Annotated in this window: 6 protein-coding genes; 3 read left to right on the forward strand and 3 right to left on the reverse strand. The window is 61.6% G+C overall.

The window, feature by feature from the left end; all coding sequences use genetic code 11:
• Window positions 1-117: 117 nt before the first annotated feature.
• From U1702_RS02575 to U1702_RS02585, 3 genes are all read right to left on the reverse strand, one after another.
• Window positions 118-4,206 carry a beta strand repeat-containing protein gene (locus U1702_RS02575; protein WP_332721785.1) on the reverse strand — a complete coding sequence of 1,363 codons (4,089 nt, stop codon included), beginning with the start codon at window positions 4,204-4,206 and terminating at the stop codon, window positions 118-120.
• A 205-nt stretch (window positions 4,207-4,411) separates the two neighbouring features.
• Entirely contained in the window at window positions 4,412-4,915 is a 504-nt protein-coding gene (locus U1702_RS02580) for a DUF1993 domain-containing protein (RefSeq protein WP_332721787.1), read from the reverse strand.
• A gap of 146 nt (window positions 4,916-5,061) precedes the next feature.
• Complete coding sequence (locus tag U1702_RS02585; protein ID WP_332721788.1) at window positions 5,062-8,598, reverse strand: beta strand repeat-containing protein; 3,537 nt, start codon at window positions 8,596-8,598, stop codon at window positions 5,062-5,064.
• A 216-nt stretch (window positions 8,599-8,814) separates the two neighbouring features.
• On the opposite strand from U1702_RS02585, the gene uvrA reads away from it, so the two are divergent.
• The 3 genes from uvrA to U1702_RS17095 all read left to right on the forward strand — a co-directional run bounded on the left by uvrA (window position 8,815) and on the right by U1702_RS17095 (window position 13,280).
• Window positions 8,815-11,787: an excinuclease ABC subunit UvrA gene (gene uvrA / locus U1702_RS02590; RefSeq protein WP_332721790.1), complete on the forward strand. Its 2,973-nt coding sequence runs from the start codon at window positions 8,815-8,817 to the stop codon at window positions 11,785-11,787.
• An 11-nt stretch (window positions 11,788-11,798) separates the two neighbouring features.
• On the forward strand, window positions 11,799-12,701 hold the full coding sequence (locus tag U1702_RS02595) for a nucleotidyltransferase domain-containing protein (RefSeq protein ID WP_332721791.1): 903 nt from the start codon (window positions 11,799-11,801) through the stop codon (window positions 12,699-12,701).
• Window positions 12,702-12,896: 195 nt separating this feature from the next.
• On the forward strand, window positions 12,897-13,280 hold the full coding sequence (locus U1702_RS17095) for a Cap15 family cyclic dinucleotide receptor domain-containing protein (RefSeq protein WP_443026826.1): 384 nt from the start codon (window positions 12,897-12,899) through the stop codon (window positions 13,278-13,280).
• Window positions 13,281-13,343: the final 63 nt, after the last annotated feature.

Below are 13,343 nucleotides of genomic sequence, written 5' to 3' on the forward strand. Positions count from 1 at the left end.
GTCCGTTGAAGTCTCGAACGTGAATTGGGACAAGTCGAGTCCCACCTGCCTCGCCATCCATGCCGAGGGGCACGGCAACAGGCGCAATTCGGTGGCCGCGCTTTTGCCCCGCCTGTTTCACACGAACGGGTCCGGGGGCAGGTCGGTGGGGTTGCCGATCAGGCCGATGACATAATCCTGACCCGCCTGATACCCGGCCACGCCATTGGCATCGACGATCAGAAAGCTCTGTCCGGCATAGATGCCTGCATCCGGGCGGAACAGCACCGCCTGGCCCGCGCCCATCTGGCCCGCGCCGATCGCCGCCGCCAGATCGATATCGAAATCCCCGCCCAGCATGCCGCCGTTTACCGTGGCCGCGGTCCCGCCGACGGTGAAGTTGAAGTCGATCTTGTCGCCTGCGGTCAAATGGATGCCGTCGGCATTGATCCCCGTCGACTGGCTGACCGCGTCATAGACATAAATGTCGTTGCCGCCGCCGCCGTACAGGAAATCGCTGCCATTGCCGCCGAAGATGCGGTCGTCGCCCGCGCTGCCGAAGATCATGTCGTGGCCCTGTCCGCCGAACACGCGCACGCTGCCGTCATGCTCGGCGCTGGCGTCGATGCGGATCGCGTTGACGGCAAGCAGCCCGAAGATCGTGACCTGCTGCCCCGCGCCCACGAAGCTGTCGGCGACCGTGATGTCGAAACTGTTGCGGTCGCTCGCCGGACCCGCCTGCAAGGTGACCGTCTCGATCCCCTGAATCGCGGCGCCGTCGAGCGTGATCGTATAGTCGCCGTCCAGCGCGAGCTGATCGTTATTCCCGCCGCCGCCGTTCACGCGGTCCACGCTCGGGTCGAACCGGCCGGGGCCGAACCAGAACCCGTCATTCTGCGCGCCGCCAGTCAGATTATCGGTCCCTGCTCCGCCATAGATACGGAATGACCCATCGGTCTCCGCGGCGCCGTTGAAGGTGAGGACGTTCCCCGCCGCCAGATTGGTGCCGAACACTGTAAGGACCTGACCGCCTGCGACATTGGCATCGACCGTGGTGATCGCATAACCGTTGCCCGCGCCGCCCAGCAGCCCGATCAGCTCGATCCCGCTGATCGTGCTCGCGCCCAGCGTCAGCGCGTTCGCGCCGGTATAATCGCCTTGCAAGCCGAGCTGATCGTCAGTGCCCGCGCCGCCATCGACCGTATCGGCAGCGGTCAGCGCCGCGCCAAAGAAGAACGCATCGTCCCCGCCGCCGCCGCTGACATTATCGTTGCCGCCCTGGCTCATGTCGAAACGATCGTCGCCGGCCGCACCGCCCAGACCATTGTCTCCCGCATTGCCGGACCAGGCAATCGCGCCCGCTCCCGTATAGACGAGCTTCTCGACATGCGCAGGCAGCACATACGCCGCGAGCGCCGTATGCACCGCGTCATAGCCTTCGCCGGCCAGCTCGGTCACGACGTCGTCGAAATCGTCCACATAATAGATATCGTCACCGGCACCGCCGCGCATCGTGTCTTTGCCCACGCCACCGTCAAAGATGTCGCTGCCAGCGCCGCCGATGAGCGTGTCGTTGCCGGCATCGCCATATATCGCCCCTGTCTGGGTGCCCCCGCTGCCATCGAAAACGTCGTTGCCGCCTCCCAAAGCGACAATGCCGTCGATCAGTCCGGTGTTGGTCACGGTATCACTGATCGTATTAGAATCGAGAATGACGATATCGCCGAATATACGGCCACTATTTGTGAGAGAAACGGCTCCGAAAGACAAATCATCTCCGGGATCTGAAACAATCAGCCCATAGATGTCGCCGCTATTGTTGATATCGACTTGTCCGAAAGTCGATTTGCTAAAATATAATGCGATATCAGCAGCGATAACGCCGGTGTTGACGACTGACGCGAAAGACCAAAAGTAAGCGCCTATCGAATAATTCTCACTCGATTCCGGCGAAAATGCGATGATCGTGCCGTCATTGGCCAGATCGCCGCCATTGGCCGACATATCCACCGCGACCGCACCATTGCCGCCCCATGTCTCGATCAGGCCCTGATTGTGCAGCGCGCCGGCATTGCCATAGCGGACTCCGCTGGCATAGCCGCTCTCGGACCGGGCATAGATATCGCCGCCCACTTCGTTGACGATGGAATAGGCTGATGGCCACTCGGCGCTCCCGAACAGGATGATCGCGTCCGCATCGCCCGTCCCTGCGATCGCATGCACCTTGCCGCTGTTGGACAGCGTGCCACGGCCCCCGCTGAAAAAAGCCCTGGCATGATTTTCCGCGATCGCCTCGATCGTCCCCGTATTGGTGAAGTGGCCCATGACTGAAATGCTGTCGCGGTCAGGGCCGAATGCTGTTGCCGAACCGTTCCCCGTAATGCTGTTGCCCCGGCTCGATATGACGCCGTGATTGACGACGTCGGGGAGCGTGTCCAGCTGACGGGTGGACGTGCCATATTCGGTCCTGAGGACGGATCGTCCGTCCGGCGATATCCACGTCTCGTCCGGCCCGATGACCAGGTCTTCGAAAACGAGGTGATCGGCCAGAACCAACACATTTTGCAGCACGGCACCCGTCATGCTGCCCGGAATGGGTGGTGCCCCGCCCGCAGCGACCGGATCGAGTCCGGCGGCACCATCTGCGGCTCCGTTCAGGACGATGCCGGCGCTCATATCCACCAGCACGGCGGATGTTCCCGACGTGTAGCGAATATAGGTAATGCCGCCGATCGCTTCTTCCGCGCCCTTGGTCCAGGCGCCAACCAGCCTGACCGTATCGCTCGATTCCGCGTCGATGGTCAGCAGGTCGCTTCCGCTGATCCCGGCGACATCTGCGGCGGCGACGATCAGGGTCTTGTTGCCACTCAGCTCTATTCGTTCGATGCCGGTCACCCGGCCGCTGTTGGTAACGGCCGAAAGGCTCAAAATGCGGGGGCCAGCGGGCAGGATCCAGCTATCGTTCCCACTCTCGCCGTCGAGGCGCGCGAAACGATAGTCGATTGTTTCGAAGCGGTCATGGCCCAGTCCGCCATTTGCGACATCCCCGCTCTCCAGCACGAACCGGTCGTCGCCCGCTTCGCCATACATGCCGTCATTGCCGCCGCCGCCGATCAGCACGTCGTCGCCAAATCCGCCAATCAACAGGTCGTTTCCGCCACCCCCTTCGACCGTGTCGTTGCCAACCTGGCCCATCACGGTATCAACGCCATTGCCGCCGATAAAATGGTCGTTGCCGAACCCCAGATCGCTCAGGCCGTTGATCGTCCCGCCGGTGCTGTCGATCCGGTCGTCGCCGTCGCCCATGTCGATCGTTCCGGTGATCGTTCCCTGGTTGATCAGCACGTCTGCGCCCAGATGCAGTTCGATCCTCCCCTCGATCACCCCGCCGGTCAGGTTGCGGACGGTCTGGACATTGATCTGCCAGCTGGTCGTGAATGTCCCGAGGGAGGATGACGGCGCGTAGATCGCAATATCCGCACGGATCGTGCCGCCATTCTCGATCTCCATCAACTCCAGCCCGTTGCTGGCAGCGTATATGCCGCGCGAGCTGATGCCGGGGTCGGTCGATACGGCCTCGATCAATCCGTAATTGATCACCTGCGGCGTTGGAGGCGACTGGAAATTCAATCCGCGACCGATGAAAACGCCATTGGCGTTGGGGCCTTCCGCCAGGATCTGCCCGCCCGCCTCGTTGATGAGCGTGGCCCCGTTCGTCAGGCGGACGCCCCAGGCACCGCCGCTGGTCGATGGAGAGGGGCTATAGCTGGATTGGGCGGCGATCAGGCCCGAATTGACGAAGGTCCGATATACCGCTTCCGAATAGACGCCGAATGCGTTGCCACCCGTCGCAAGCGCAAAGATGCTGCCGCTGTTATTCATCGCAACCGAATACATCGGCCCGCCGCCCAGAACGAACGCGCCGAACGTGCTTCCGAAATGCGTATAGCCCTCGCCGATCCACGGAATCGCGACTTCGGCAACGATCAGCCCGCTATTGACCAGCCTGTCCACCCAGACCGCCGTACTCGTATATTGCGTTGATGTGTTCCAGATCGTGCCCGCATTTTCGAGCGTCCAGTCATAGTCATAATAATGGACCAGATGGACGAGCGGGCTGCCATAGCTGGGGTTGAAGTAAATACCCGGATGTTGGCCCACCGCATCAAACCCACCGCCAAAGATGATCTGGTCGGCCGCGACGGTCGCGGTCGGTGTCCCCGTCAATGCCTGCGTGTAGGTGGCGGTAACCGTCGTTGGACGGGGGGGACGTGCGGGAATGATTGACGGCATCCGGGCGTGCTCCAGGCAAGGGCAGCCCCTTCGCGCATTGACGCGATGCCCCCTTCCACGCTCGTCATAAAATCAAATCCGCCAAAGAGTCTCCAAGTTTTTCAGCGGCAAACGCGATGCGCGCTGCTTCAAACTTGCCTCATGCCGCCCCCATATAATCCATCTTCCCCGCCGGCACGCCCTTCATCCGCAACAGCGCATAGGCGGTCGTCACATGGAAATAAAAGTTCGGCAGCGCAAACGCGCTGACATAGCTCGCGCCGGTGAAGTTCAGTTCGCGGTTGGGCAGTTTCAGCACCACCGCCGCATCCTCCCGGTTCTCGAAATTCCCCGGCGGCACGGCTTTCAGGAACGCGATCGTCTTCTCGATCCGCGCCTGCAATTCGGCGATCGTCACTTCCTCATCGGGAAAGGGGACGTTCTCCGCTTCGCCCACACGCACCGCCACGAACTTCGCGGAATCGGTCGCGCGCTGGATCTGCGCGGTCAGCGGACCCATGTCGGGGTACAGCCGCGCCTCGGTCAGCGCCGCCTCGTCCAGCCCCTGTTCCTCGGCCCATACGCGGCCTTTCTCCAGAAATTTCGACATCGCGGTCAGCGAACGGATGAGCGGCGGAACGGCGACGTCGTAAAGCGATGGCATAAGCGGCCTCCCCAGGATGATACGCACCGCAAATGGGGTGGGGCAGGGCGCGTTCAATGACCGAAGGGCACTCGCAACCAGTGCACATCGCCCCAATTTCTCGCTCGGGAAGCGGGGTCAGCGACCGACCTTCTGCCCCGCCTGTCTCAAACGAACGGATCGGGGGGCAGGTCGGTAGGGTTGCCGATCAGCCCGATGACATAGTCCTGACCCGCCTGATACCCGGCCACGCCATTGGCATCGACGATCAGAAAGCTGGTGCCGGCATAAATGCCCGCATCGGGCCGGAACAACACGGCTTCGCCCACACCCATCTGACCTGCACCGATCGCGGCGGCCAAATCGGCGTCGAAATCGCCACCCAGCGTGCCGCCCACCACGGTCGTTGCGACACCCGCCACGGTGAAGTTGAAGTCGATCTTGTCGCCATCGAGCAGCTGGATGCCATCGCCGTACAGCCCGGTCGACTGGCTCACCGCGTCATAGACATAGACGTCGTTGCCCGCCCCGCCGATCAGCGAGTCACTCCCGGCACCACCGAACAGCCGGTCGTCGCCCGCGCTGCCGATAATCGTGTCGTGGCTCTGCCCGCCAAACACGCGCACGCTGCCGTCGAGCTCGGCGCTGGCGTCGATGCGGATCGCGTTGACGGCAAGCAGCCCGAAGATCGTGACCTGCTGCCCCGCGCCGACAAAGCTGTCGGCAACGGTGATGTCGAAACTGTTGCGGTCGCTTGCCGGTCCGGCCTGCAACGTAATCGTCTCGATCCCCTGAATAGCCGCGCCGTCGAGCGTGATCGTGTAATCGCCGTCCAGCGCCAGCTGGTCGTTATTCCCGCCGCCGCCGTTCACCCGATCGACGCTCGGGTCGAAACGGCCGGGGCCAAACCAGAAGCCATCATTCTGCGCGCCGCCGGTGAAATTGTCGGTCCCCGCACCGCCATAGATGCGGAACGACCCGTCGGTCTCCGCCGACCCGTTGAAGGTGAAGGCGTTGCCCGCCGCCAAATTGGTGCCGAACACTGTGAGGACCTGTCCGCCTGCGACATTGGCATCGACCGTGGTGATCGCGTAACCATTACCCGCACCGCCCAGCAGCCCGATCAGCTCGATCCCGCCGATCGTGTTCGCGCCAAGGGTCAGCGCGTTCGCGCCGGTGTAATTTCCCTGCAAGCCGAGCTGATCGTTCGTGCCCGCGCCGCCATCGACCGTGTCTGCCGCGGTCAGCGCTGCACCGAAGAAGAAGGCGTCGTTGCCGTCCCCGCCACTGACGGAGTCGTCACCGCCCTGCGACATGTCGAAACTGTCGTTCATCCCGCCGCCGGCAAGGCTGTCCGCCCCGGCGCTGCCAGTGAACGCACGCTCGCCCAGCACGAAATCGCTCAGCGCGAATGCCGTGTCGGAGGTGAGCTGCATCGTGCCCTGATCGGTTTCGATCGTCGCGGTGGCGAACGCCCCGGAATTGACGAGCGTGATGACGCCGACGCGAAACGCGGTCAGGTCGATCCGGTCGATGCCATTCTGGAAATCGAGGAGGCGGTCGCTCGCGGCGACCGTCGAATCCGTGACCAGCCGATAGACGAACGTATCGACCCCCGCACCGCCACGCAGTTGATCCGCCCCGGCACCGCCATCCAGCATGTCCTCGCCGTCGCCGCCGTCGAGCATGTCGTCGCCCAGACCCCCCAGCAACTCGTCGAACCCGCCTTCGCCATAGAGTGAATCGTTACCGCCAAAGCCGCGAATGACATTGCCGCCGCTCCCGCCCCGGATCACGTTGACCCCGTCGGTCGCGTCGATCCGCTGGACGAACGAATTGCCGGTGAAATCGATCGCATTGTCGTTCGACGTCTGCGACGCGGGACGCAGGCTCAGATTGACAAACTCGATCGATATGCCGGCACCCAGCACATAGGATACGCCGAGGACGAGTTCGTCGCTGCCATCCCCGTCCGCTTCGACGATCTGCGCCCGCGCATCGCTTACCCAATAACGGTCGTTGCCCGCACCGCCGCGCAGCATGTCCGCGCCGATGCCGGCGATCAACAGGTCGTTGCCCTCGCCGCCCAGCAGCGTATCGTTGCCAGCCCCGCCGTCGAGCGCGTCGTCGCCGGTGCCGCCGCTGAGGCGGTCGCTGCCAGCGGTTCCGACAACGAAGTCATTGCCGCCCGCAGCATCGATTTGACTACCACCCGCAGCACCGTTAAAGCCGAGCACCAACCAATCATCGGCATCGCTTAGGAGCAGCTGGGGAATAGCCTCTATTCCGCTGATGCTGCCCCCGGCGATCGTGACAGATCCCGCGGTGAAGTCGGCGGATATTGCCTGTGTCAGCCGCGCAGAGAGATGCAGCGTGTCCAGCCCGGTGCCGCCATCGATCGTGTCACCCGCGCTCGCCCAGATCGTGTCTGCTCCGGCGCCAGCGAAGATCCGATCGGTTTCGTTGTCATCGACCTGATTGTTGCCGGCGAAGATGGTATCGTCGCCGTCACCACCGCTCAAATCGTCCTTGCCGCGATTGCCGACCAGCGTGTCGTTGCCGTCACCACCTTCGATGCGGTCATCGCCATCCCCGCCCGAGATTCCGTCGTTGCCACCGCCGCCAAACAGCTGATCCTGGCCACTGTCCCCGCTGATCTCATCAGCCCCGGCTCCGCCATAAACCGTATCGTCGCCAGAGCCGCCCGACACCAGGGCGCCATCGTCGCGTACGTAAATGGTATCGTTGCCACTCTCTCCCATCAGACGATCCGTCGATGGGTAAACCGCAGCATTGTATCCCGTGCCGCCGATAATGACGTCGTCACCGTCCCCGCCGTAGATCGTATCGGTGCCGGCGCTTTCCGTCAGGTGATCGTTGCCGCCCCAACCACTGATTGATATCCCCACCACCCCGGGTGCGATCGGACCGGCGACGATAACGTCGTCAAAGGCGGTCAGGCTGATTCCTGCGACGAGTTCCACATTCGTTATGGTCCCGCCGCCGATCTGAATCGAGCCGTTATTCGCGAGTTGACGCAAATCGGCCGAAACGCCCGCGGAACCACTGTAGAAATCTAGGTAGATCGTGTCGCTGCCGACGCCGCCATCCGCGCTGTCGCCATATCCGACGGTCAGCCAGTCATTGCCCGCGCCTCCGGAAAGCGCATCGATGCTGCTGTCGACACCATAGCCCTCCTCCCCATATCCACTCAGCCGATCATCGCCATCGCCGCCGTCGAGTATGTCACTACCGTGGCCGCCCCTAAGCGTGTCGTTGCCTCCGTCTCCATATAGCGTGTCGTCGGCCCCGTGGCCCGATATTCGATCGTCGCCCTCGCCCCCGCTCAGATGATCGGCCCCATCATCCACCGAACTGACGAACCCATCGCCGTTGATTTCGTCCGCTCCGGCTCCCCCGGAAATGACGTCGTTGCCTTGTCGCCCGTGCAGCTTGTCTATGCCATCGCCGCCGGCGATGATGTCATTGCCTTCGAGGCCGGAAATCTCGTCATCACCGTCGCCACCATCGAGGTCGTCGTCGCCGACGCCGCCGACTATGTAGTCGTTTCCACCGTCACCCTTCACCTTGTCCGCGCCGCCATTGGCGAAGATGACGTCATCGCCCTCGCCGCCGCTGATCGTATCGTCGCCTTCGGTGCCCTGGATGTAATCGTTGCCCGACGTACCCGTGATAACAGCCATTTCCGCCCCTTATCGAAAACCCCATCTCTATCCCCCCCTGTCTCAAACGCCAGCTTCAAATGCATGACAAACCTGCACTTTTCGACAGGTGGTGCGCGCCGGAGGCGAAATGCGGTCCGGGTTGCGCCGAGCCGTCCCGCTTCCCATTTCGCCTTTTCGCTGCGTCGGCCTCGGCTCCGCTTGCGGATCAGGAACAAATCTGGAACAATTTACCGCATGCTGACTCACATCTCCGTCCGCGGCGCACGCGAGCATAATCTCAAGGGCGTGGATATCGATATCCCGCGCGATACCCTCACGGTCATCACCGGCCTGTCAGGCAGCGGCAAGTCGAGCCTCGCCTTCGACACCATCTATGCCGAGGGGCAGCGGCGCTATGTCGAGAGCCTCAGCGCCTATGCGCGCCAGTTCCTGGAGATGATGCAGAAGCCCGATGTCGATCATATCGAGGGCCTTAGCCCCGCAATCAGCATCGAGCAGAAGACGACGAGCCGCAACCCGCGCTCGACCGTCGCCACCGTCACCGAAATCTACGATTACATGCGCCTGTTATGGGCGCGCGTCGGCATTCCCTACAGCCCCGCGACCGGCCTCCCGATCAGCGCGCAGACGGTCAGCCAGATGGTCGACCGCGTCCTGACGCTGCCCGAAGGCACGCGCCTGCTCCTCCTCGCCCCCGTCGTGCGCGGTCGCAAGGGCGAGTATAAGAAGGAACTCGCCGAATGGCAGCGCGCCGGCTTCCAGCGCGTCCGCGTCAATGGCGAGATGTACCTGATCGAGGAAGCGCCGGCGCTCGACAAGAAGTACAAGCACGACATCGAAGTGGTGGTCGACCGCCTCGTCGTCGGTGGCGAAATCGCTACCCGCCTGGCCGAAAGCTTCGAGACGGCGCTGAAACTCGCCGAAGGGCTGGCCTATGTCGACCTCGTGGACACGACGGTCGAGGCATTGACGTCGAGCCGCGTCAACGAAGCCCCCCAAAGCTTCCGCACCGAAACCGCCGAACCTGTTGCCCCCGTAAAGGGCATGAAGAACGCCGGCCTCCCCGACAACCGCATCGTCTTCTCCGAGAAATTCGCCTGCCCGGTCAGCGGCTTTACCATCGCCGAGATCGAACCGCGCCTCTTTTCCTTCAACGCCCCGCAGGGCGCATGCCCCGCGTGCGACGGCCTCGGCGAGAAGATGGTGTTCGACGAAGACCTCGTCGTTCCCAACCACGACCTCTCCCTCAAAAAGGGCGCGGTCGTCCCCTGGGCCAAATCCAACCCGCCATCGCCCTATTACATGCAAGTCCTCGGCAGCCTCGCCCGCGAATTCGGCTTCGCGCTCGACACGCCGTGGAAAGACCTGCCCGGCGAAGTCCAGTTCATCATCCTCCACGGCACCGGCGGCAAGCCGGTCACGCTGACCTTCGTCGATGGCCGCAAATCCTATGACGTGAAGAAGCCGTTCGAGGGTGTCATCGGCAACCTCAACCGCCGCCTGCTCCAGACCGAGAGCGCGTGGATGCGCGAGGAGCTGTCCAAATATCAGGCCAGCCAACCCTGCGCCACCTGCGAAGGCGCGCGCCTCAAGCCCGAAGCCCTCGCGGTCAAGGTCGCCATGCGCGACATCTCCTCCGTCACCAAACTCTCCGTCACCGACGCGCTCGCCTGGTTCGCCGCGCTCCCCGATCAGCTCACCGGCCAGCAACAGGAAATCGCCCGCGCCATCCTCAAGGAGATCGACGAACGCATCGGCTTCCTCAACAATGTCGGCCTCGATTACCTCAACCTCAACCGCACCAGCGGCACGCTGTCCGGCGGCGAGTCTCAGCGCATCCGCCTCGCGTCACAGATCGGCTCCGGCCTCTCCGGCGTGCTCTACGTCCTCGATGAACCCAGCATCGGCCTGCATCAGCGCGACAACGACATGCTCCTCGCCACGCTCCGCCGCCTGCGCGATCTCGGCAACACCGTGCTGGTGGTCGAGCATGACGAGGACGCGATCCGTACCGCCGATTACGTCATCGACATGGGGCCGGGCGCGGGCGTCCACGGCGGCGAGATCGTCGCGCACGGCAGCTTCGAACAAGTCCTCGCCAACGAAAACAGCATCACCGCCGACTATCTCTCCGGCCGCCGCGAAGTCCCGCTGCCCGCAAAGCGCCGCAAGGGCACCGGCAAGAAGCTCACCGTTCACAATGCCACCGCCAACAACCTGAACGGGGTCACCGCCAGCATCCCGCTCGGCACCTTCACCTGCATCACCGGCGTCTCCGGCTCGGGCAAGTCCAGCTTCACCATCGACACGCTCTACGCCGCCGCCGCGCGCCACCTCAACGGCGCGCGCATGCTCGCGGGCAAGCATGACAAGATCACCGGCCTCGAACATCTCGACAAGGTGATCGACATCGATCAGTCGCCGATCGGCCGCACCCCGCGCTCCAACCCCGCCACCTATACCGGCGCCTTCACCAACATCCGCGACTGGTTTGCCGGCCTCCCCGAAAGCCAGGCGCGCGGCTACAAACCCGGCCGCTTCAGCTTCAACGTAAAGGGCGGCCGCTGCGAAGCGTGCACCGGCGACGGCCTGCTCAAGATCGAAATGCACTTCCTCCCCGACGTCTATGTCACCTGCGACGTCTGCCACGGCCAGCGCTACAACCGCGAAACCCTCGAAGTGAAGTTCAAGGGCAAGTCGATCGCCGACGTCCTCGACATGACGGTCGAGGATGCGGTCGAATTCTTCAAGGCCGTCCCCCCGATCCGCGAACGCATGGCGATGCTGGCAGAAGTCGGCCTCGGCTATGTCAAGGTCGGACAGCAAGCCACGACCCTGTCGGGCGGCGAAGCCCAGCGCGTCAAACTGTCCAAGGAACTGGCGCGGAGAGCCACCGGCCAGACGCTCTACATCCTCGACGAACCCACCACCGGCCTGCATTTCGAGGACGTCCGCAAACTCCTCGAAGTCCTCCACGCGCTGGTCGAACAGGGGAATACGGTCGTGGTGATCGAACACAATCTCGACGTCATCAAGACCGCCGACTGGATCCTGGATTTAGGGCCGGAAGGCGGCGTCAAAGGAGGCGAAATCGTCGCCCAGGGCACGCCCGAGCAGGTCGCGAAGGAACCGCGCAGCTACACGGGGAAGTATCTTGCGCCGCTGTTAAATAAGGTGAAAGCTACGGAAGAAATTGCCGCGGAATAGGAACATCCACTATGTATCGAGCTAAAACAGACTGGGAAAGTACGTTAACAGCTTGGTCCCAGCCGCTCGGCAAGGTTGAGGATGAGAAAGCCGCCAGAGCTATAACCGCAATTCAGCGAGCGGTGGCTAATAGCAACGCTTTGGGTCGTCATACTGTACGGACTTTTGTTCAAGGCTCGTACCGTAATAACACGGGTGTACGGCAAGAGAGCGATGTGGACGTAGGTGTCCTATGTCCTGACACTTTCCATTACAATGATTTGCCATCACCACACACCCGGCTAAGTCTCGGAATATCCGATGCTTCATATTCATACGGCGATTTTAGGGATGATGTTGAAGATGCATTGGTCACTCAATTCGGCCGCGTAGCCGTCAAAAGCGGCAACAAAGCGTTAAATGTGAAGGAAAACACATATCGCGTCGATGCGGATGTCGTTCCCTGTTTCGAGTACCGTCGATACCGAGATAGTGGTTATGGGCTGACCTACGATGCCGGAATTTGCCTCACTGCGAGAGACGGCACATTCATTACAAACTATCCTGAGCAGCAATATCAAAACGGTATCAAAAAGGACGAAGCGGCCTATTACCGGTTCAAACCAATGGTTCGTGCAGTTAAGAAGCTGTCTTGCGAAATGGAGGAGGAGGGCGTCGACGCGGCTAAGCCTATGAAATCCTTTTTGATCGAGTGCTTGGTCTGGAACCTGCCAGTGCCTATCTTCCTGTCTTCCAATATGTGGGAAAGAGTCGCGGAAGTTTTGAAAACTATTGAGGACATGGCGACGTACAGCTCGGCGTCGATGCTCGAAGAGAACGCAATCAAACCTCTTTTTGGCGGAACAAGCGCATGGACGTCGCATCAAGTTCAGCGCTTCGCTTATGAAGCGCGTCGCTACATTGGAGCCAACTGACCTGTGGAACCCATTCACAGCAAAATCATCGTGTGGGTTGCAGTCGCGGCGTTCGTCGGCGCCCTGTACGCTGCCGGCGAAAGCGTATCTTGGACGTGGATCAAGGCTTTAACAGCTCCGACGATCGCTGTTGGCGTTGCCTTTTGGCTATTTGATAACTGGTTGTGGAAGTTTCGTTGGCTGCACGGATGGCTAGTGCGACGCCCAAATATAAGTGGGGTTTGGGAAGTGGAGATAGAATCTACTTGGGTTGACCCGGATACCGGCATTGCCGCTCGTCGGAATGGTTTAATTGAAGTACGTCAGACCTACACTCAAATTACCTTTTCAGTGGAAACGGAAGAGTCCAGCGGCTCCCTCATTGGAAGCGAGTTGATACGGCTCCCGCAGAGTAAATTTAGGTTTTGCGGATCTTACATTAACGAGCCTAAACCCGCACACAGGGAAAAAAGTGTCATACATTATGGCACATTTTTGCTCGCGATAGATGGTCCTTCCCATGAGCCTACCAATCTGGTTGGATCATACTGGACGGATAGAAAAACAACAGGCTCAATGAAAGCTGTACGGCCAGCCTAAGATTATGCCCGTAAAATTGGAGGGCGATTACTACACCTTCTCTCTGTGCACGTCTTTGCATCG

Origin of the sequence: Sphingomonas sp. LT1P40 (assembly GCF_036663835.1) — a bacterium.
GTDB lineage: Bacteria > Pseudomonadota > Alphaproteobacteria > Sphingomonadales > Sphingomonadaceae > Sphingomonas.